Below are 19,348 nucleotides of genomic sequence, written 5' to 3' on the forward strand. Positions count from 1 at the left end.
TAAAAATTAATTTTATTTTTTTATTATCTTCAGGCAACTATAGTTACTTCTTCTGCGTCTATGCTAATAGAAGACCAAACCAATATTTTGAAAATTATACCTTTTTATAAAAACGAGCAGCAGCTCATTAAAAAAGCAATATCGGGTAACCGCGATGCGCAAGAGCGTTTGTATAAAAAACATGCTCCAAAAATGTTGAGTGTCTGCCGTCAGTATATTAAAGATATTCATTTCGCCGAGGATGTAATGGTACAAGGTTTTCTAAAAATGTTCAACAAGCTAGAAACATTTAAGTTCGAAGGTAGTTTTGAAGGATGGTTAAGGCGGATAATGATTCGAGAAAGTATCTCTTATTTACGAAAGCAGCAGTTTGTGGTGTATGATGATGAGGTGTACGAAAAGAATCAATCTGAAGAAATATCGCAAAGTACCGATTTAGATACCGAGCATATTCAAAAATTGATAGATGCTTTGCCGCAAGGTTATAAAATGGTATTCGTGCTTTATACAGTCGAAGGGTATAAGCATAAAGAAATCGCAGAAATGCTTTCAATTACAGAGAGTACTTCAAAAACTCAGTTATTAAAAGCCCGAAAATTGCTTCAAGAACAATTAAGGCAACAAAATATTATAGGGTATGGAAACCGATAAATTTGAAAAACATATAAAAGCCAAGTTACAAGAGCGGGAGATTCATCCGTCAGAAAATGCTTGGTCTAAAATTTCATCAGAATTAAATGATGATACTGCAAAAAAGAAACCTGTGTATCTATGGATGGGCGTTGCGGCAAGTGTTGTTGTATTAATAGGTGTTGCACTCTTTTACTTTAATGGAAGTGATGTGGTAAATGATATTCCAGTAGAAATTGTTGACATAGAAAAAGAAGATACTTTAGAAGAAGTAATTGCTAAAGAACCAGTGACTTTTAAAGAAGAACAAGTGGTTTTAGTAGAAACAAATACAAAGGCAGAAAGTGTGGCTGTTGAAATTGAGAAGTATAAAATACCTGAAGTACAAGAGAACAAAACTTTAAATGATGCCGTTGAAATAGCAGTTGTTGAGAATGTATCTTCAGAAAAAACTACTTCTAAACTAATAATTTCAGATGAAATTATAAATTCTAAAATTGCGGCTATAGTTGCGCAGGTAGATGTTTTAGAGCAAAATAGTGCAGTCACAGATGCAGAAGTAGATTCGTTATTGAAACGAGCACAAGACGAAATTTTACGAGATAGAATATTTAATACAGATAAATCTGTCGATGCAATGGCTTTGTTGACAGAGGTTGAAGAAGAACTTGATCAATCTTTTCGAGACCAAATTTTTAATTCTTTAAAAGCCGGTTTTATAAAAGTGCGAACTGCAGTGGCAGACCGCAATAATTAATCAAACACAAATCGTTTTATCCTAAATCTCTATAATATGCTATAGGGACAGGGGGCGGAGTTTTATTCATCAAAAAAAATCAAAATCGAAATGAGAACAATTACAATGTATTTAATCGTGATGCTGACCCTATTTATGGTGCAAAATTCAGTAGCGCAAGAAGATTATCAAAAAACAGTAGAAATCTTAAATGAGCAAAAGCTAAGTGTAACTAGACAAGAAAAGGAAGCTTTAAAATTTGAAATAGAAGCGATTTCTAAAAGATTAGAGAAAGGCGAAATCACACAAGAAGAAGCAGATACTCTGAAAATGGAAGCGGCCGAAAAGAGAGCTTTGAATATTGAAGATAGAATTGCCATTATTAACAACAAAATTGCATTATTAGAACGAAATAATGGAGAGGTGAAAGAATTGGATACCTTGAATTATAAATTTGCTTTTCAAATCGGTTTTGGCGATGATGACGGTGACGATGCAAAACTTTTCGGAATTCGACTAAATGAGAATCCGAATAGAAGAGAACCAATGTATGACAGAAGAACATACTCAGATTTGGTTCTTGCTGTAGGTTTGAATAATGCTATTGTAGACGGGCAATCTTTAAATGATTCTCCATATAAGATAGGTGGTAGTAGATTTTTTGAAATGGGATGGCAATGGCGAACTCGGGTATTTAAAAACACCAATTTGTTGAGATTTAATTATGGTTTTTCATTTCAGTTTAACGGTTTAAAACCAAAAGATAATCAGTATTTAGTCTCTCTTGAAAACGGACAATCAGAACTTCAGGAGTTCGATTATGAGCTAGATAAATCAAAGTTTAGAATGGATAATCTGGTTTTTCCTATGCATTTAGAATTTGGTCCGTCCAAGTTGAAAACAACAGATAAAACCATGCGATATTCTTTAAAAAATCAATTTAGAGTGGGAATAGGTGGCTATGGCGGATTTAATTTGGGGACACGTCAAAAATTAAAATATAACCTTGACGGTGATAATGTAAAAGATAAACTTAAGCGTAGCTATAACACTAATGACTTAATTTATGGGGTAAGTGCATATGCAGGGGTTGACGGCTTTCTGTTGTATATGAAATATGATTTGAATCCTATTTTTAAAGATGCCACCGTCGAGCAACATAACATTTCTTTAGGTCTTCGTTTCGACCTTTAATAAAATATTCATCAATCAAATTAGCTGTGGTGCCGTGTGTAATAACCGGTTACTACAGCTAATTATTTGTATTAGATAGTTCTCTGTTCATCTCTTCGGTAAACTCATTTTCATAATACCCACGTTTACAATGGCTGCATTCTATTGTAGTTGTGCTAGATATTTTAAAGAGCTTTATCCAAAATATATGAAAATAGTTCTTTCGGGTAACAGCTGTTAACGTCTCGCGATGATGGCAATACGGACACGTGCTATTAAAAAGTTTTTTAGTTTCTGGCTTTCCTGGTCTAGTGCCAAAGAATAGAATCATAATGTGTACTTTTGAGGTTCTAATTTACACAAATTTATTTCCCTCCTTATGAGGGATTAAGGGAGGAATATGATTTCAAAAATTACCATAGATAAAGTATATGAATCTGCTCGATTAGAAGAGGTTATTGGTGATTTTGTGCAGCTAAAAAAATCAGGGTCTAACTTTAAAGGACTAAGCCCTTTTTCTGATGAGCGATCACCAAGTTTTATGGTATCGCCGGTAAAGCAGATATGGAAAGATTTTAGTAGTGGAAAAGGAGGTAATGTAGTTGCTTTTTTAATGGAGCATGAGCATTTTACCTATCCTGAGGCTATAAAATATTTAGCGAAGAAATATAATGTTGAAGTAGAAGAGACCGAGCAATCAGATGAACAAAAAGAACAAGCTAGCGAACGCGAGAGCATGTACTTGGTGTCAGAATTTGCCCAAACGCATTTTAAAGAAATGCTGTGGGAATCAGAGCTCGGTAAAGCAATAGGTCTTAGTTATTTTAAGGAGCGTGGCTTTACAGATGAGATCATCAAGAAATTTGAGTTAGGGTATTGTCTAGATCAATGGGACGGATTTACAACTGCAGCTTTAGATAAAGGGTATAAACTAGAGTACCTTTCAAAAACAGGATTGACCATAGTTAAAGAAGATCCTAACAACCCGAATGGGTCTAGAAAATTCGACCGATTTAAAGGTAGGGTGATGTTTCCAATACATTCCCTAAGTGGTCGTGTATTAGGTTTTGGTGGTCGTATTTTAACGAACGATAAAAAGGCAGCTAAATACCTGAATTCCCCCGAAAGCGACATTTACCATAAGAGTAAGGTACTGTACGGTATTTACCATGCGAAGCAATCTATCGCTAAAGAAGATAATTGCTATTTGGTAGAAGGGTATACCGATGTAATTCAATTTGTACAACGAGGTATAGATAACGTAGTATCCTCTAGTGGTACGGCATTGACTCCTGAACAAATTAGGCTCATCAACAGATTGACAAAAAATATTACGGTATTGTTTGATGGTGATGCGGCAGGTTTACGTGCATCGCTTCGAGGAATAGATCTTATTTTGGAGCAAGGTATGAATGTGCGGGTATGTACATTTCCAGAAGGAGAAGATCCAGATAGTTTTGCCAAGAATAATGAGTTAGAAGATGTCATGACCTATCTTAATGACAACTCTAAAGATTTTATTCAGTTCAAGGCGTCGCTTCTGGTAAAAGAGGCAGATAACGATCCCATAAAAAGAGCAGATACGGTTAGAGATATCGTGAACAGTATTGCTAAGATTCCGGATCGCATACAGCAAGAGATTTATATTCAAGAGTGCGCCCAGATCATGAATATATCTGAGGCGGTTTTGTACAATACACTTGCCCAAATAGGGAAGAAAGAAGAGAATAATGTAAAGGTACAGCAGAAAGAAGAACAGAAGGCTTTTGATATTGTTCGCAATACCGATGAGCAGAAAGAAGAAAAAGTAGATGTACAATATATGTTAGAGCGAAAAATTATTGAATCGCTAATGTTGTACGGAAACCACAAAGAGCAGTTTGAAGACCTTGTACTAAAAGAAAATGAGGCGGGAGATTTGGTGTTGGAGCCAGAGTTATCTGAGATTAAGGTATATGAGAAAATCTATTTAGATCTTCAAGAAGACGAAATAGAATTGGCGAATGAAGATTTTCGTAAAATGTATTCAAGGTTGATCGAAGCCTTAAATGAAAAAGAAGAATTTTCGATCACCAATTTTGTCAATGGTTTAGAGCAAGAGATGGCGAATCAGATTTCTTCTATTTTAATGGAAGAGGAACGCTATAAGTTAGATGACTGGGAGCGTAAAGAGATTTTTCCGAAGAAAAAAGAAATAGGTGTAGCTCAATTGGTCAGTGAAACTATACTGACACTTCGTTGCTTTTTAATTAAAAAAAGAATGGCAACATTGCAAAATACTACAGAAGGGGTAGAAAAAGATAATAGAGAGGCATTAGAGGAGATTATGAATTATATACAGTTGAATAAATTACTTAATCAGAAATTGAATAGGGTTTTATCATAGTATAAAAAAATAGAGTGCATAAAAAAAGACCTGCTAAAAGCAGGTCTTTTTTTATTATATGACAGTTGTAAGAATTTAGTACAATTCTAAGGCTTTAGCCTGTTGTAATAAATCGACCATATTGTCTACATTTAACTTTTTCATTAAACGAGCTTTGTAGGTACTAACTGTTTTTTCATTTAGGTTCAATCCTAATGCAACTTCTTTGTTACGTTTACCACTAGCTAAAAGTTTTAAAACTTCTATTTCTCTAGTAGAAAGTTTTCTAAAGAACCTTCTAGGTTTCTTAGTCCCTTCATCAAAAGCAAGACGTTGTGCAAGTTCGTTTGTAATGAACATGCTGCCTTCACTTACTTTAGTTACTGCTGCAGTAATATATTCTACACCAGATGATTTTGATAAATATCCGAAAGCACCAGCTCTAATAGCACTTAAGGCATAAACATCTTCAGATTGACCGCTGTACATAAGAACTTTTACGTCTGCGTAATCTTTTTTAATTCTGCGTAATGCTGCTATTCCGTTAACATCAGGAATATCCATTTCTAGCATGACCACATCGGGGGTTGTGTCTTTAAGTTTTTCAAAAAGTTCTTCGGTAGTTGCTACCTCATCGATCAATTCAAATCCCTCAGCGGATTCTAGAACCTTCCTTACTCCCATTCTAATGATAGGGTGGTTATCCGCTATTAAAACTTTGATCATTAATTGTTTTTTTATATAGATTTCAGGACCTATTCTTGTCTGAAAAGACAACATGCAATGTAAGGCTTAAAATTCTAAATTAGAAGTCAAAGTTGCATTATTTTCTTATTAACGTAAAAATTTTGACTTTATTTTCGATTTAATACCTTGATTCTTAGTTGAGTTGTTATTTTAACTCTTTTGGGATCTCACAAACAGGTATTGGTAACATTTTGTGTTGGTTCATGGTATTCAATCTGGTAAAGATAGTAAAAACTTCCTTTTTCCTTCCTTCAAAATCATCAACTGTTTTGCCTTCGTCTTTCATGTCCATTGCCCATTCTAGCTCAGGGTAAGAAGCACCTATTTGGTCTTCATCTGTTCTATCGTCGCCCCACAAACCATCGGTTGGCGCAGCACCTATTATCTCTTCGTTAATGCCTAAAACCTTTGCAATGGCATACACTTCGGTCTTCATAAGATCGGCTATAGGGCTCAAATCAACACCACCATCACCGTATTTGGTGTAAAAGCCAACTCCGAAATCCTCTACTTTATTTCCAGTTCCTGCAACCAGGTAACGTTCAAATGCGGCAAAGTAATACAGACTGGTCATACGTAATCTAGCTCTTGTATTGGCCAAAGACATAAAACGCTCTTCTTCATTTTCAACAGATGGTAAAGCAGCTACCAAGCTATCGAACACTGGCGTAAGATTCACCGGCTGCCTTTTTACATTAGAAAAATTAGCCTGTAACCAATCTATATGGCGAGATGCTCGGTCACTTTGATTCTCTGCCTGGTGAATCGGCATTTCTAAGCAAAGCAAGTCTAAACCCGTTTTTGCACAAAGGGTAGAAGTAACTGCAGAATCAATTCCGCCAGATATACCGATGACAAAACCTTTCTGTTTTGCGTTGTTAGCATAATCTCTTAACCAATTAACAATGTGCTCAATTACCTTTTCCGTTTGCATACCGTTCTAATTATTTAGTAAAATCAATTAACTTTGCCATAAAAATAAGTTGAACACTGTGAAAAATAAAATGTATTGTAAAATACTTGCCAAGGTCAAACCTATTTTTATACTATTATCAGTATTTACCATTCTTTATAGCTGTAATGATAGTGATAAGGTGGCTGAAGAGATTGCTGCTATACCAGTAGATCTTAAAATTTCGCGATTTGATCGTGAGTTTGCCGCTTCGGGTGAAAAGGGATTACCGGCATTGCGTAAAACGTATCCATATTTGTTTCCGGCACCAGATAGTGTTTGGGTAGCCAAAATGCACGATTCTCTTCAAATTGAATTATTTCAAGAAGTAGGTAATGCTTTTCGCAGTTTTGAAGATGAAGAAAAAGGTTTAGAACAACTTTTTAAGCATATAAAATATTACTTCCCAGAATTTACCCTGCCAAAGATTATAACGGTAACCAATGATGTCGATTATAATAACCGAATTATTTTAACCGATAGTTTATTATTCATTAGTCTTGATAATTATTTGGGTGCAGAGCATATGTATTATGGCGGATTCCAACGTTATATAGCACAATCATTAGATCGCAATTTTTTAGTAAGCGATGTTGCCAGTTCTTTTGCCAAGCAAGTGGTGCCAAGACCTAGAGACCGTACCTATCTAGCTCGAATGATTTATTTTGGTAAAGAATTATACCTGAAGGATAAATTGATGCCAGAAGCTGAAGATGGTAAAAAAATAGGATACACCCAAACAGAAATCGATTGGGCAATTGCCAATGAAGAGCCTATTTGGAGAAATTTTATAGAGAACGAATATTTATACAGTACAGATAATAAATTGAACCAACGATTTTTAGAACCTGCCCCTTTTTCGAAATTCGGATTGGAGTTGGATAATGAATCGCCAGGTAGGCTAGGTCGTTATATAGGATGGCAAATTGTTCGTGCCTTTATGGAAAATAATGATGTAAGCATGAAACAATTAATGACCATGCCTGCAGATGAAATATTTAAGAAATCAAATTACAAACCGAGAAATTAGATGGCAGATTTACATACTTCAGAAATTACACTGCGCGTAGGATTAGATGAAAATAGAATTCCGGAAACATTAAACTGGTCTGCACAAGACGGTGGTATTGAGAATGAGGCAGCAAAGGCAATGCTTTTATCTGTGTGGGATAGTAAAAACCAAGAGTCTTTAAAAATTGATTTATGGACAAAAGATATGCCTGTTGATGAGATGAAAACATTCTTTCATCAGACTTTAGTTTCTTTGACCGATACTTTTCAAAAGGCGACACAAGACGATAAAATGACGGCTACCATGAAAGATTTCTGTGATTACTTCGCAGAAAACCTAAATCTTAAAGAAAAAGATTAAGCTGTTTTTAACTTCTTTTTACCTTTCGTTTTTTTAATCCAGTAGACAATATAGATAGTTCCTAAAACGGACGGGGTCATCCATGCCCAAAGCGTGTCTTGGTGCATACCTGCAACTATAAATGCGGTAATCGAGGCAATAAGTGCACCTAACATTCTACTTAGGTGGTTTATAAGCCAAAGCTTCCTGTTTTCTAATGTGGTCTTAAATAGTTTATAATCTCCATAAGGTAAAAAGAGACCTATAATTCCGAAGAACAGAAAAAGAATACTGTGCGAGTAGTTATGTATGAGTCCGTTTATTCCAAAGCCAATCATTAATAGCGCTGAGAAAGCCATAATACCCGAAACCAATTTATCGGTCAAATTTGCTTTTGTTTTTTTGACAGATTTAAATGTGAGTGCCCTGTTACCGGCTAAAACCATATAAATAGTGAAAATGCCGATCAAGAATAAAAATGTGTTGATGTGATTGGGCATTCTCGCAATTACCAAAGAAATCGCAGAACTAATTATCATAGACCACGAAAACCATTTGCCCAATCGCTTATGGTTTAACCTTCCTTTTTTAACCATGATACTTGCGATACCGGTAATAAGCCCCACACCACCAAAAAAGGCATGTATGTAAATAAAGATTTCAATGATATTTTCCATGGTCTGTTGGTTTTATGTTACTCAAAGATGGAGTATTCACAAACCATAAGATAAAAAATAGTTCTCAATTGAAGGTTTTGGGTGCTGAGCTGAATTTGGAAGTACGAGGAATCAAAGTACGAGGTACAAAGTACAAAGTAGTAAGTAAGAAATCTTAAGTCTTAAGTATAAAGTATCTGTCATTGCGAGGAGCATTTCGCGACGTGGCAATCTGTGGTCTTAATATTATCAATGTCAATTCGAGTGGTTTTACGATGTAGCATAGCGGAGGCGTAAAATTGTATCGAGAACAGGTTTGGTACACGCAATGGTTCTCGATACAAATTTTCTCATACTTCAAAAATTCACTCGAACTGACATTTCGTTTTGCTATTGTAAATAGTATAAAGTCTTAGGTAAAAGGTTACGTCTTTGCGAGGAGCTTTTTTGCGACGTGGCAATCTGTTGAATCAAAGTATCTATGTGAGTTGTCAGTGCTTCTGTCAGTCTGAGCGCAGTCGAAGACCCTTGTGTGTTCCATTCCCTTTGACTGCGCTCTGTTTGATATTCATTCAATGGAAAAGTCATTCTCAGGTGCATGCCCAGAGGTATTTTACTTAATCAAGTAAATCTTTTTTTATTGTTTCAAGATATTTTGCTACAAAACTATCGATTGCTGCTTTGTTAGTTAGATTTTCACCTCTAATAGATAATATGATAGTGTATTTATCTTTATAGGTGGCATGATACTTTGCTTCCTCGTATTCGGCTTCGGTGGTGGTAGTTATAAACGCATTGTCAAAAATATGTAGATCACTAACATAGGTGCCTTCGATTTTTAATTTTACTGCACCATTGTAACCTACTTTTAAATAGTTGAGCATTGTTTTGTTTTCGCTTACTTCTTCATTGATGGTGAAATTAAATTCGTAAAATTCTTTTGTAGGGTGGTCGTATTGGGCAATAAGACCACGCTTAGTGCAGCCCACATTTTTAAAATTATAGGTTTCGTAGGTATCGAGATGCGGTATGGCATCAAATAGTTTGTTATTGGCACCGCAAGTACGAACACTCTCTGGAAATTTTGAGGTTATAGTAGCCGAATTATCATTTGTGGCAACTAATAGGGCAGTTGACTTATTTTCTTTACAAGAAAGTAAAGTTGTCATAACTAATAAAAACAGAAGAGTATTTTTCATATGTATTGGTTTTAGTAAAGTTGTTTACCAATACATAAAGACATGTATTTATTTCTTTATTTTCTTCGGCTTACAACTCAAACAAAAGTCGGATAAAGCATGTATCTTTTGTGTTACCTTTTCGTGTTCTTTTTGTAACATTTCGGCATCTTTACCAAAATCGGTGGCTTTAAAAACTTGGGCACTTACCGTATTCATTTCTTCTTGTAGTTCATTGAAAATAGGTTGAAATAAACTCGAATCGCTAAAAGCACCTTTTTCCTCATAAATTTTCTTACGTATTTTTCTGGAGTATAGCTCTACCAAATCAAAGTCATACCTTCCAAAGCGGAGTAATTGATTTGCCGTCAATGAATCTGGAGCAACAAGAACAGCAAGGTTTCGTTGAAAAATGGCTCTCACTTTGTCGTTAAAATTTTTGGTGAACATGAAAGAGACCGAGTTCATATTGAAGCTGAAATCGATTTTTGCGCCCGAATAAATAGAATAGGAGGTAAGGGCGGCATTAATTTCCGATTCCGGAGATTGGTAGTCACTCAGTTGCAATTCGTAATCGGGTGTCCATTCCATCGGTTCTTGTGCTATTACCAATGAAGATGAGAATACTATGAATAAAGTAGAGATGAATTTTTTCAAGGGAATTTTATTTTTCATCGAATGTACTGTAAAAAATAATCTGTACAGTAGGTGACCAGAATTTTGAGTATTAAAGTTTGTTAAAATCTACAACTGAAACTCGGTCTGGTTGCTATTGGGGTCAAAAATATTTGGGTAGTGTTCTCGTGCATTCCGTTCCATAAACTCCATAGGTACATCTTCAAAATGACCATAGTCTTCTAGGTACTCCATAAACTGTGTTCCGTCTGAATTGAATTCTTGTAATATGGAATCATTTTCGCCGTCAAAATCTAAGGGCGCTACATTAAGCATTTCACATAATGTTGCATTAAATGTAGGCGATAGCTTCAACCATTTGCCGTTTATAAAAGCATCGACCATACCATGGGGAGTCAGTTCATTAGATCCGAATTTCTCTATTAATCGTTCTACTCCAATATGGTTTTTGACTTTCGCCAAGTGAATTCTTGCAGGTATGCCCAGAGCACGAAGTCCAGCAATTAATATGATAGATTTATCAATGCAATGACCTTTTGGGCGTTTTGCAATTTCACTAGCTCGGTATTTTTCTTGATTGAAACTTAAGCTGTAAGGGTCGTAACGCCATGCATCACGCACTTTGTTATATAGCGCAATAGAAATTTCTTTATCAGAAAGTGACGTATTTTTAAATTCAGAAACCAAGTCTTGAATCTCTTCACTTTCATAATCAAAAAAATAGGTAGGGGATAGAAAATTCATAATACTGAAAATTAGCAAATTATTTCATGTTCAATTTACGAAATAGATTTGGCATACTCGCTTCGTCAATGGCTGTTATGTCTATTTAAATTCAGTGATTAAGTGAAGAGTACAAGGTCTTAAGTAACTATAACGAAGTTGGAATAGAGAAAATAGAATATAGAGAATAGATTTATTTTGATTTAAATATTTAGCAAAGCTAAATTATTGTTATTGCAAAAGCCAAAAGCCAGTATTAAGTATCTATTGTAAAGTTAGAATTTAGAAAATAGAGAATAGACTTGTTTTTACTGTAGTATTTAGCAAAGCTAAATTGTTGATGTTTAAGTAGCCAGTAGCCAAAAGCAAATTTATACTAATCCACTATCAAACTAATTCACTAACACCCTGTCAACTGAACACTGAACCTGCCAACTGTTACTGAATACTGCCTACTAAATCCCAACCCCTAAATCCTAATTCCTAAATTCCTCCGGTCTACTTTGCCAGATATGAATATACTGCCCTGTCGACATTCTACGGGCCATATCTTTTGCATTATTGGCCAATTCACCCGCGTACAGTTCGTCAATAGTTTCAGACCATAGTTGTAACCACTGTGCAAAATGATTTTGAGAAATGGTATGGTTAAGATTTTTATCGACGTTGACATGTGCCTTAGACGGACTCCCACGAAAAGTACGGACGCCAAAAAGGTTCGATTCCCAAAAATCGGTGAGTTTGCTTAAGTGGGTAGGCCATTGTTCGTCGGTAATATGTCCGTTGAAAATAGGACCTAGCATTTCGTTTTGCCGTATTTTATCATAGAAAGTATGCACCAATTTGCTAACATCTTCTCTATTGGTAATTTCGCTCATGGTCTTTATTTAAGAATCGGCAACAACTTTTTCTACCCGTTCAGCTGCATCTTTTTTAGAAAGTGTAAGTCGAACAATACTGTCAGATTTCGCTAAAAGGTCGTGCGGAACATTTGCAGCTAAGGTAATGATATCTCCTTGCTTTAGGGTGTGATGAGTGCCTTCTACTCCGAATTCAATTTCACCTTGTACGATATGTATTATGATGGGGAAAGGAGCTTTATGCTCTTTCATGACCTGCCCTTTTTTCAATAGAATACGAATCTCTTTTGAGAACGAAGTTTCCAATAGCACTTTGGTAACAATTTTAGTATCGTTGAAATCTAAATTTTCGGTAAAAGATATCTTTTGCATGGTACTTTTTTCAAAAGTAATAATGAACGGCAACTAGAACTATGACGCTTCTCATACCAAGACGATAACCAGATGGCGAACTGAAAAATACAATTGATTTTATAGCAAATCGCGCAACTTCTTATTTCTGAGTAAAACACTTACCCACACAAGAACACCGAAAATAATCGGAAAAATAGTTAAGGTCATATGGTCTTTATGAATTACATGAGTAGCCACTGCACCACCTAACCATGCGGTTACAAGCAAACCACCGATAAACATGGTTTTCGGCATGGCGTATAGAACAATAGATACTAATAAAATAATGCCCAAAGGCATGACATATTCTGATGGATATCCCATTTCTACAGCTCCTTTAACAGCCGTTTCGGTTTGTAAAACATTATTTACAGCGCCCATTAAGAGCATAATAATAACAATGCCTTGTAGAATATAAGAAGTCCACAAGATGCCTTTCGAGGTTTTTTTTATAGTTTCCATACAGTATTGGTTGATTTGATTGTCAACTACAATGTACGTTTTATTTCAATAAAATACAGCTAGTTATGTTATGTAGAAAAGTAAAAAAGAAGAAGTAATTATTTAAATATCAGTCCGTTTTCAGCATCGAACTGAGCTTGTTCTTCGGGCGATAGTGCGTCGCGAATAACACGAATGGTATAACCGCCGACCACTTTGCCGTCGTCGTAGTACATCCAATCACTAATATTAGCAGGGTTTACGGTAATAGTATCACCTAATTGAACTTTATTAGTGTATATAGGTTCATTGGCAATTATGCCCATAAAATCGTTATCTATGAGCTGAATATCACCCACCCAAATATGTTCGTCACCACCATCGGCATTGAATTTCTGTTTGATGGTAAAATATTCAAAACTAGGGTTGTCGCTGGCAAGAGCATTCTTAAATTCATCGATAGAATTTTTGGCATTGACCATAGCCTGGTTCATTTTAGCATCATCGTCTTCTACATTGTAAACATCTGGTTCGCCAGAGCGTTCTGTTTTATCAACTGAACCTTCTTTGCATGAGGATAGTATACATAAGATTAATGCGATAAAAAGTAGCGATTTCTTCATAAGATGATAGTCTATTTTAATCGAAGTGAATTAGTGTACCATGAAATACAACGCAATACTGCTGGTATTGTTTTACTCGATAATCGAGATTTTTATGCTTTGAAGAATACCTCGAAACTTACGATTGATCTCCTTTAAATAGCTAGTATCTTGTTTAGAGGTACTTTACTTCGGATTTTTACCGTTTCTAGGGTCTTGTTTTAGCACTTTGGCTGTAGTACGGTAAAAGGTAGGTGCGTATGAATAAAACTCATGTGGCTGCTCGAAAAAAGTTTCTAACGCCGTAGCAAAAAGCTCCATTAAATTTGTGCCGGCATAGTCCCTGAAAATAGTAAAGTTACCCTCGCGAATAAGCGGAATTTTTTGAGTAGCCAATTCTTTCCAAGCGTTGAGGTCTGTATCGTTAAATACTTTCGAGAAATAAGAACCCTTAGAATTTTCGATAATTAGGCAATGGCTGAATTCATGAATAGCAATGTTTAACCCGTCATTGGTAATAACGAAGCCTTTTTCTACAGCGGGCCATGAGAGGTTTACACGCTTGGTCACCATATTTACATCACCATCATAAAAAATAGCTCTGCTAGTGTATGCGTATGAAGACGGAGTAACGAAAATCGTTTTGAAGATATTAAGTATATCTTGTTTTAAGCCAAAAGTAATTTGAACGAATGCACTAGAAATTACCAGTTTCATTTCGGTAGTAAGATCAAAACCTTCTGTAGAACCAAAATCTGTAGTATTTAAAAACAGTAGTGTTCTTACTACAAAAGACTCTTGATGTTTTTCAGATAATGCAGCGTAGTACGTATTCCAAATGGTTAGTACCTCATGGCATTCTTGCTTACTACTGGTCTTAAGAAAAAAGTTGACGAAGGTATGTTTTACGTTCAAGTAGTTGGTTTGGTTGACAGTATGGTTTTTAAAAAAAATAGATAGTCGAAAACGCTTCCGCAAAGCTAGTATTATTCGGTGATAACAACACTACCCATAAGTTCATTTTTGGTAGGTTTTTCAAACCAAGTTTCCATAAATTCGAAATTCTCTTGAGTAACTTCAAACTCAAAAGTGTCTCCTTTTTTGGTGTTGCGCTGTTGTACACGTTGCCATCTGGTATCTTTAGAAATATCTAAAAAGTGGAGAGTAATCTTATACCCATTAGATACAGCAAAAGCTCTAAACTTTTCTCGGTGTTCAAATTTCGATAAGCCCAAGTCTAAAATGGCATCTATATGAGATTCTTCTAATTGCGTTACCACATTTAAGATCATGGTTTCTGCACGCTCAATACGCTCTAAAAACCATTCTAATCCGTCAGTTTCCGTTTTATCTGGCAGAAATAAGGTGTTGTTCCAAGTATCTATGGAGAAAATTACACCTTTGGTTTTCTTTTTCAGTTCCTTGGAATAGGTCGTTTTACCGGATCCTGTATTACCGACGATAAGGTGTAGCATAGAGTTTTTAAAATTTCAAGTTTTAGAATAACCTCTTTTATGGATAGATTTCTGGTGTTTACTACTTCAAATACTCAAACGTATCAACCATGTCGTACTTCGCATCTCTACGCATAAATTCTCTAAGAAAAGCAGTGTGGCTTCCGCCAGATATAATAAAAACCCTTTCAGATGGGGCTAGTTTAAGTCTATTTAGGTTAGCGTATATTCTTAGGTTTCTCTGATAATACTTTGCGGCTTCATCAGCACCTTCAAAACCATTTTCAGTACCTACATAGGTGAGCATGTCAGCATTTGCGGTAATAAGTAGATCCAATATTTTAGGATTGTTCATTCGAGCTAATTTCTCGTATAACGATATACCTTCCTCAAAAATATTTTGACCAGGAACGGACTCAAACGGATTCTTCATAAATGCGTTGTAGGTTACAGAATCAATTGCATTTGTAATTTCTGATCCAATAGCATAGTTGTATTCCATTTTATGATCAACGCCATAAATACGTTTTACACCTGCTAGTCTTCCCAATTCAAAAGCAAGAAGTTCAACTTCATTTGGTTCTTCAAAATTAGTCTCTGGCGCCTCTAAATAAGTAGCGTAGTTCTTTTGTAAAGTCTCGTTGTATTCAGGTACGGTTTCTACAATAATAACAGTAGGCTTAAACGCAGAGAGCATTTTAGCTATTTGGTGAATAGAGTCTTTGTTTTTTTCGTTGTTTTCATCAAAGTCCATGGTGTGTGCATCGCTGGTGTACCCCATGTGGAAGGTAGCAAAGTTCAATACTTTTATACTAGAACTTTGTGGCGTTATTGGTGCTGCTTCTGTACTTGTTTCTTCTGTTTCTTTTGGAGTCTCTGTGCAAGAAATAAAGAATGATACGATCAGAAGCGCTGTTACTATTTTTAAGTTTTTCATTTTTGGTTATTAAAGTTGGTGGTCGGTGGTTTTTTGATTGAAGGCTATTCTTCTAAAGATTTTTTAAAATCTAAAATTTCATTCAAATAGATTTCATTTAGAAACTCGTTATAATGGTCCTCACGTTTAGAGGCTATATGCTCTTCGGCTTTTTGAATATGCTCTTTGGCTTTTTCTATTTCTCCAGTTTTACCATATGCTTTTGCCATTCCAAAATGAGCTTCTGGCATGTTCTTAGATTGGTTTAAAGCGCGTTGAAATTCAGAAATTGATTTCTGTAAGCTTACTTTAATTCATTTATAAATTTAAAATAAACATCGCGCATTTTTAGACTTTCGCCAGATAATGATTTGAAATATATAGTATATGTTTTATCCCTAATGACTTTAGTGTTAAATAGTATAGAATACTGTTTTGAATCAAATTCCAACATAAAATTATGAGTTAAACTTTTATCCTTAGTTCCATCACCTGTATTGGCTTGACTAAGAATTTCATATGTTTTAGATAATTCTTTTTCAATTACACTTAAATCAACGGCTGTATTCAATATCCATATATTTGGGCGATTATCTTCTTCAAAATGTTCAGAATACGTTTTATCAAGAATAATATTTAAGCCTTGACTTTTAAATATAGGGTCAATTCCATTGACAATATTATTAATATTTAGTTCTTTAGAATCTGTTATTTCAATATCGTTTTTACCCAGAATATAAGTTGTGCTTGACGAGCTATTTTTGCAGCTCATAAGACTAATAAGAATTGCTGCGAATAGTTTCTTCATAATTGTAATACTAATTTAAACCAAGTATAAACGTTTCGCTTATTAGTTACCCATTCGCCTCTTTCGCCTGCTCTTCTAAATCAGCAATATTTTCGAATTTTTGAAGCGGTAGTTCTTTATTGGTAGCTTTTATTTCAGCAACTAAGGCAAGAATTAAATCTAGGGGTTTTGCTTCGTAGCCGAACATATTTTGGTCAAAGGCAATGCCGGCTATAATTCCGTCATTTTCCATGCCCACGCCCCAGTTTTCGATAAAGTCTACTAATGCTATTTCTGTAATTTGGTAGTTGCTCCAATGGTTTATAGTGCAAGATTTCGCTCTGCCACTTTCTGCCCAAAAGCAAAGTACACCAACAGGTCTGTCATTTTCATCATCATACTGCACAGATGCTGAGGTTGCAAAACCGTCATGATTTTGTAGCGCATAAACAATGTCTGTTTCGCAAACCGTTTTTATAAATTTTTGGTATCTATTTGCAATGATATCTGAGCCTTGTTGTTCCATGTGTTGTGTTTGTGGATTATGCTTTTATAAAACAACTAATATAATTGATGTATAGTTTAGTTTCAGTATTCTTTGCTTCTGATTTCCGTAAGTATGTTAGAACTAGCAATAAATTATTTACTGTATTTTTAAAACCATATTATTTAGTATTCAACAGAAATGTAACTCCGACTGCAAAAGCGCCAACGAATTGTTCGACCGATGGTTGAAAATAATATGCTAGTCCTAAATCAACATTATTATTTTTTCCCAATTCTAGACCAAGTGAAAAAGGTATATGGTAAATAATTCCACCTTTATCAACGTTGTCAAAAGCTGTTAATGTTTCAAATTTTCCAATAGAAGTTCCTAGTCCAATTTCAACGTAAGGTGCAACCCATGGTATTGGTGCACGAACTCTTGCTTTTCCACCAAGTAAAACCGCTTTAGATTCGGCTTTTTCAAAAGTTGGGTTGTTATATAAATCTTTCCCGTTGGAATTTGTCAATATAAAACCCGCGTATGGTCTTAGTTCAAACCACGAAGTGACTTTTAATACGAGTTCGCCTTGTAGAAAAATACCTTTGTCGGCGATTTCGTCAATGCTATTGAATGGTGCGCTAATACCATATCCAATTTGGGCATTTATTGATTTTTTTTTTTATAAACTGAGCTTCAGCGAAGTTTGAAGTCAGAACTATAATTAATACTAACAGTGTTTTTTTCATGATGTTTTTAAACGTATTTGTGTAAGATTAGTTGCTTAGTGCAGAAATTGAAATTGGAAAATATTTAAAATGAAATAGCTCAAAGACAACAATTATTATAAGTGTAATTAGCTAACGTTGTTTTTAGTATTAATTGCATAAACTTCTAGAGACGTAACTTTTATTGCCACTTGAATTTATATAGTAGCAACCGCCTCTTGACCCTCTATAATAAGCTCTAGAAGAGCGATATCTCTTTGGTTTATATGAAGAACTACTTGAATTTGTACTCTTTATTGATGTACTGAAAGATGAAGGAGTATTATTAAGGTTATTATTAAGTTTTTTTTCTGTGTCAATTGATTTAATGAATTCGGAAGTTGAGTCATTACTTTTAATCCAAATTTCGCTCATATAACCACAAAGTGAGCCTTGACATACTTCAAAGTAACTGTCGTGATATTCTAGAATAATAACTTCCTTGTTTTCTATAAAAGTTGAAATAATGTCAGCATATAAACTAGGTCTGTTTTTTAGTTTAGCTCCTTTTCTCGCAATAGCAGTAAGTGAAGAATCTTTTATTTTGTCCAAGAATTTTTGGGACCTTATTTGTGCTATTTTTAAATCAATACTTCTTATTGAGTCGGTTAAGTTTTCAACCTCTAGTTCAATATTTTTCTTTTGATTTTCTAATTCATTTAATTTCTTATCTGTTTGTGAGTAAGAAAATAAGGATGTTAGAAGAGCTAAGCATGTTAGTTGAAAATACCTCATTATAATAGTTGCTAGGGTTATTGTTTTGATGTGGTTTGTACAATTATCTTATTTTCAATTAATTAAAACTTTCTATGTTTTATGATTAATTAATCTTTTCTGCTTCCATAAATTTGCCAGAATCATCATACAAACCTAAGTTTCCATTCTTTTCAATTAGATAGTATTCTCCGTGATTATTTTTGTAATCGAACCTTGTTGTCCCGTTTTTTAATTTATTTATAAAAACCTCTTCTTTCATTTCTCCACTATCTCCAGCTAACTTGCTTTTCGCATAAATCGATTTCATATATAGCTTGTCATTTTCTTTGACCAAATACTTATTGTTTGGAAGCATGGGGTCATTTTCAAACCAAGAATGTACTATTTCGCCTGTAACTTTAGTTGTATTCATTTTGACCGAAGCTTCTTTGGTTGCTCCGAGAATTTTTACATTTAGTTCCGGTTTAAAATGCGTAGTAGCCCAAGCTCCATTCCCAGGTTCTTGATCAGGCAGAAAGTAAAAAATCCAAATTTTATCAAAATCATCTCTACTGCCTTTTATTTCTAGTGCAATATTTTTTAAGTCTGCTTCGCTTAACTCTTCTTTTAATTGGATTTCAATGCTTGTTTTGTTAAAGGCTCTGTCGGTTACTTCACTTATTAGTATGTAGTCATATTTTGGTTTATTGCTACAAGAAATAATAAAAGTTAATAAGATAATTTCGATTATTTTTTTCATAGAACTTCTGGTTTTTAGATGTAAACAAGAACAAGCAATTA

At 34.7% G+C, this 19,348-nt stretch carries 26 protein-coding genes; 6 read left to right on the forward strand and 20 right to left on the reverse strand.

Annotation, left to right across the window (positions count from 1 at the left end):
* The first annotated feature begins 87 nt into the window (after positions 1 to 87).
* The 3 genes from ACEN2N_RS13735 (at position 88) to ACEN2N_RS13745 (ending at position 2,560) form a co-directional block, all read left to right on the forward strand.
* Complete coding sequence (locus ACEN2N_RS13735) at positions 88 to 651, forward strand: RNA polymerase sigma factor (RefSeq protein ID WP_441824860.1); 564 nt, start codon at positions 88 to 90, stop codon at positions 649 to 651.
* Complete coding sequence (locus ACEN2N_RS13740; protein WP_441824861.1) at positions 638 to 1,387, forward strand: hypothetical protein; 750 nt, start codon at positions 638 to 640, stop codon at positions 1,385 to 1,387. Before ACEN2N_RS13735 ends, ACEN2N_RS13740 begins: the two co-directional genes overlap by 14 nt.
* A gap of 90 nt (positions 1,388 to 1,477) precedes the next feature.
* On the forward strand, positions 1,478 to 2,560 hold the full coding sequence (locus ACEN2N_RS13745) for a hypothetical protein (protein ID WP_441824862.1): 1,083 nt from the start codon (positions 1,478 to 1,480) through the stop codon (positions 2,558 to 2,560).
* A 58-nt stretch (positions 2,561 to 2,618) separates the two neighbouring features.
* Here ACEN2N_RS13745 and ACEN2N_RS13750 read toward each other — a convergent pair whose 3' ends face one another.
* A complete protein-coding gene (locus tag ACEN2N_RS13750; protein WP_441824863.1) occupies positions 2,619 to 2,870 on the reverse strand; it encodes a zinc-ribbon domain-containing protein in 252 nt (83 codons plus the stop codon).
* A 69-nt stretch (positions 2,871 to 2,939) separates the two neighbouring features.
* Between ACEN2N_RS13750 and dnaG the strand changes: the two genes are divergently transcribed.
* Complete coding sequence (dnaG, locus tag ACEN2N_RS13755) at positions 2,940 to 4,925, forward strand: DNA primase (RefSeq protein WP_441824864.1); 1,986 nt, start codon at positions 2,940 to 2,942, stop codon at positions 4,923 to 4,925.
* Between the two features lie 75 nt (positions 4,926 to 5,000).
* Here dnaG and ACEN2N_RS13760 read toward each other — a convergent pair whose 3' ends face one another.
* Positions 5,001 to 5,630 (reverse strand): response regulator, encoded by a 630-nt coding sequence (locus ACEN2N_RS13760; RefSeq protein WP_073247012.1) that lies wholly within the window; start codon positions 5,628 to 5,630, stop codon positions 5,001 to 5,003.
* A 166-nt stretch (positions 5,631 to 5,796) separates the two neighbouring features.
* Entirely contained in the window at positions 5,797 to 6,585 is a 789-nt protein-coding gene (gene nadE / locus ACEN2N_RS13765; protein WP_441824865.1) for an NAD(+) synthase, read from the reverse strand.
* A 70-nt stretch (positions 6,586 to 6,655) separates the two neighbouring features.
* Between nadE and gldB the strand changes: the two genes are divergently transcribed.
* Together gldB and gldC are read left to right on the forward strand one after the other, a co-directional pair.
* Positions 6,656 to 7,633: a gliding motility lipoprotein GldB gene (gldB, locus tag ACEN2N_RS13770; RefSeq protein WP_441824866.1), complete on the forward strand. Its 978-nt coding sequence runs from the start codon at positions 6,656 to 6,658 to the stop codon at positions 7,631 to 7,633.
* On the forward strand, positions 7,634 to 7,975 hold the full coding sequence (gldC, locus tag ACEN2N_RS13775; protein WP_133688849.1) for a gliding motility protein GldC: 342 nt from the start codon (positions 7,634 to 7,636) through the stop codon (positions 7,973 to 7,975).
* On the opposite strand, the gene ACEN2N_RS13780 is transcribed toward gldC, so the two are convergent.
* The 17 genes from ACEN2N_RS13780 to ACEN2N_RS13860 all read right to left on the reverse strand — a co-directional run bounded on the left by ACEN2N_RS13780 (position 7,972) and on the right by ACEN2N_RS13860 (position 19,307).
* Complete coding sequence (locus ACEN2N_RS13780) at positions 7,972 to 8,631, reverse strand: hypothetical protein (protein WP_441824867.1); 660 nt, start codon at positions 8,629 to 8,631, stop codon at positions 7,972 to 7,974. The genes gldC and ACEN2N_RS13780 overlap by 4 nt on opposite strands.
* Positions 8,632 to 9,227: 596 nt before the next feature.
* The gene (locus tag ACEN2N_RS13785; RefSeq protein WP_441824868.1) at positions 9,228 to 9,809 is read right to left on the reverse strand and encodes a hypothetical protein; all 582 of its coding nucleotides are present in this window, start codon (positions 9,807 to 9,809) and stop codon (positions 9,228 to 9,230) included.
* 48 nt (positions 9,810 to 9,857) lie between these two features.
* Entirely contained in the window at positions 9,858 to 10,445 is a 588-nt protein-coding gene (locus ACEN2N_RS13790; RefSeq protein WP_441824869.1) for a hypothetical protein, read from the reverse strand.
* Between the two features lie 87 nt (positions 10,446 to 10,532).
* Complete coding sequence (locus tag ACEN2N_RS13795) at positions 10,533 to 11,168, reverse strand: transglutaminase-like domain-containing protein (RefSeq protein ID WP_441824870.1); 636 nt, start codon at positions 11,166 to 11,168, stop codon at positions 10,533 to 10,535.
* Positions 11,169 to 11,623: 455 nt separating this feature from the next.
* Positions 11,624 to 12,025, reverse strand: coding sequence for a group III truncated hemoglobin (locus ACEN2N_RS13800; protein ID WP_441824871.1), 402 nt, complete (start codon positions 12,023 to 12,025; stop codon positions 11,624 to 11,626).
* Positions 12,026 to 12,034: 9 nt separating this feature from the next.
* The gene (locus ACEN2N_RS13805) at positions 12,035 to 12,379 is read right to left on the reverse strand and encodes a cupin domain-containing protein (RefSeq protein WP_441824872.1); all 345 of its coding nucleotides are present in this window, start codon (positions 12,377 to 12,379) and stop codon (positions 12,035 to 12,037) included.
* Between the two features lie 99 nt (positions 12,380 to 12,478).
* Entirely contained in the window at positions 12,479 to 12,862 is a 384-nt protein-coding gene (locus ACEN2N_RS13810; protein WP_441824873.1) for a DoxX family protein, read from the reverse strand.
* Positions 12,863 to 12,960: 98 nt separating this feature from the next.
* Complete coding sequence (locus ACEN2N_RS13815; RefSeq protein ID WP_441824874.1) at positions 12,961 to 13,464, reverse strand: YegJ family protein; 504 nt, start codon at positions 13,462 to 13,464, stop codon at positions 12,961 to 12,963.
* A gap of 165 nt (positions 13,465 to 13,629) precedes the next feature.
* Positions 13,630 to 14,358 (reverse strand): zinc-dependent peptidase, encoded by a 729-nt coding sequence (locus ACEN2N_RS13820; protein ID WP_441824875.1) that lies wholly within the window; start codon positions 14,356 to 14,358, stop codon positions 13,630 to 13,632.
* Between the two features lie 71 nt (positions 14,359 to 14,429).
* Positions 14,430 to 14,918, reverse strand: coding sequence for an AAA family ATPase (locus tag ACEN2N_RS13825; protein ID WP_441824876.1), 489 nt, complete (start codon positions 14,916 to 14,918; stop codon positions 14,430 to 14,432).
* Between the two features lie 61 nt (positions 14,919 to 14,979).
* Positions 14,980 to 15,834 (reverse strand): DUF5694 domain-containing protein, encoded by an 855-nt coding sequence (locus ACEN2N_RS13830; protein WP_441824877.1) that lies wholly within the window; start codon positions 15,832 to 15,834, stop codon positions 14,980 to 14,982.
* 44 nt (positions 15,835 to 15,878) lie between these two features.
* Positions 15,879 to 16,127, reverse strand: a complete 249-nt coding sequence (locus tag ACEN2N_RS13835; RefSeq protein ID WP_441824902.1) for a tetratricopeptide repeat protein — start codon at positions 16,125 to 16,127, stop codon at positions 15,879 to 15,881.
* Positions 16,118 to 16,621, reverse strand: coding sequence for a hypothetical protein (locus tag ACEN2N_RS13840; protein ID WP_441824878.1), 504 nt, complete (start codon positions 16,619 to 16,621; stop codon positions 16,118 to 16,120). Before ACEN2N_RS13840 ends, ACEN2N_RS13835 begins: the two co-directional genes overlap by 10 nt.
* A 46-nt stretch (positions 16,622 to 16,667) precedes the next feature.
* A complete protein-coding gene (locus ACEN2N_RS13845) occupies positions 16,668 to 17,126 on the reverse strand; it encodes a DUF2750 domain-containing protein (RefSeq protein WP_441824879.1) in 459 nt (152 codons plus the stop codon).
* A gap of 139 nt (positions 17,127 to 17,265) precedes the next feature.
* Positions 17,266 to 17,613, reverse strand: coding sequence for a hypothetical protein (locus ACEN2N_RS13850; protein ID WP_441824880.1), 348 nt, complete (start codon positions 17,611 to 17,613; stop codon positions 17,266 to 17,268).
* Between the two features lie 349 nt (positions 17,614 to 17,962).
* Positions 17,963 to 18,586 (reverse strand): hypothetical protein, encoded by a 624-nt coding sequence (locus ACEN2N_RS13855; RefSeq protein ID WP_441824881.1) that lies wholly within the window; start codon positions 18,584 to 18,586, stop codon positions 17,963 to 17,965.
* Between the two features lie 85 nt (positions 18,587 to 18,671).
* On the reverse strand, positions 18,672 to 19,307 hold the full coding sequence (locus ACEN2N_RS13860; protein WP_441824882.1) for a hypothetical protein: 636 nt from the start codon (positions 19,305 to 19,307) through the stop codon (positions 18,672 to 18,674).
* Positions 19,308 to 19,348 lie beyond the last annotated feature (41 nt).

Source organism: Maribacter spongiicola (assembly GCF_052119685.1).
Lineage (GTDB): Bacteria > Bacteroidota > Bacteroidia > Flavobacteriales > Flavobacteriaceae > Maribacter > Maribacter spongiicola_A.

Bases quoted from the DNA above. Each gene is read 5' to 3' on its own strand.
- ACEN2N_RS13800 (WP_441824871.1), bottom strand. From the start codon at position 12,025: ATGAGCGAAATTACCAATAGAGAAGATGTTAGCAAATTGGTGCATACT.
- ACEN2N_RS13785 (WP_441824868.1), bottom strand. From the start codon at position 9,809: ATGAAAAATACTCTTCTGTTTTTATTAGTTATGACAACTTTACTTTCT.
- ACEN2N_RS13740 (WP_441824861.1), top strand. From the start codon at position 638: ATGGAAACCGATAAATTTGAAAAACATATAAAAGCCAAGTTACAAGAG.
- ACEN2N_RS13810 (WP_441824873.1), bottom strand. From the start codon at position 12,862: ATGGAAACTATAAAAAAAACCTCGAAAGGCATCTTGTGGACTTCTTAT.
- ACEN2N_RS13745 (WP_441824862.1), top strand. From the start codon at position 1,478: ATGAGAACAATTACAATGTATTTAATCGTGATGCTGACCCTATTTATG.
- ACEN2N_RS13780 (WP_441824867.1), bottom strand. From the start codon at position 8,631: ATGGAAAATATCATTGAAATCTTTATTTACATACATGCCTTTTTTGGT.
- ACEN2N_RS13840 (WP_441824878.1), bottom strand. From the start codon at position 16,621: ATGAAGAAACTATTCGCAGCAATTCTTATTAGTCTTATGAGCTGCAAA.
- dnaG (WP_441824864.1), top strand. From the start codon at position 2,940: ATGATTTCAAAAATTACCATAGATAAAGTATATGAATCTGCTCGATTA.
- ACEN2N_RS13815 (WP_441824874.1), bottom strand. From the start codon at position 13,464: ATGAAGAAATCGCTACTTTTTATCGCATTAATCTTATGTATACTATCC.
- ACEN2N_RS13805 (WP_441824872.1), bottom strand. From the start codon at position 12,379: ATGCAAAAGATATCTTTTACCGAAAATTTAGATTTCAACGATACTAAA.
- ACEN2N_RS13795 (WP_441824870.1), bottom strand. From the start codon at position 11,168: ATGAATTTTCTATCCCCTACCTATTTTTTTGATTATGAAAGTGAAGAG.
- ACEN2N_RS13860 (WP_441824882.1), bottom strand. From the start codon at position 19,307: ATGAAAAAAATAATCGAAATTATCTTATTAACTTTTATTATTTCTTGT.
- ACEN2N_RS13760 (WP_073247012.1), bottom strand. From the start codon at position 5,630: ATGATCAAAGTTTTAATAGCGGATAACCACCCTATCATTAGAATGGGA.
- gldC (WP_133688849.1), top strand. From the start codon at position 7,634: ATGGCAGATTTACATACTTCAGAAATTACACTGCGCGTAGGATTAGAT.
- ACEN2N_RS13750 (WP_441824863.1), bottom strand. From the start codon at position 2,870: ATGATTCTATTCTTTGGCACTAGACCAGGAAAGCCAGAAACTAAAAAA.
- ACEN2N_RS13830 (WP_441824877.1), bottom strand. From the start codon at position 15,834: ATGAAAAACTTAAAAATAGTAACAGCGCTTCTGATCGTATCATTCTTT.
- gldB (WP_441824866.1), top strand. From the start codon at position 6,656: ATGTATTGTAAAATACTTGCCAAGGTCAAACCTATTTTTATACTATTA.
- ACEN2N_RS13855 (WP_441824881.1), bottom strand. From the start codon at position 18,586: ATGAGGTATTTTCAACTAACATGCTTAGCTCTTCTAACATCCTTATTT.
- ACEN2N_RS13825 (WP_441824876.1), bottom strand. From the start codon at position 14,918: ATGCTACACCTTATCGTCGGTAATACAGGATCCGGTAAAACGACCTAT.
- ACEN2N_RS13845 (WP_441824879.1), bottom strand. From the start codon at position 17,126: ATGGAACAACAAGGCTCAGATATCATTGCAAATAGATACCAAAAATTT.
- nadE (WP_441824865.1), bottom strand. From the start codon at position 6,585: ATGCAAACGGAAAAGGTAATTGAGCACATTGTTAATTGGTTAAGAGAT.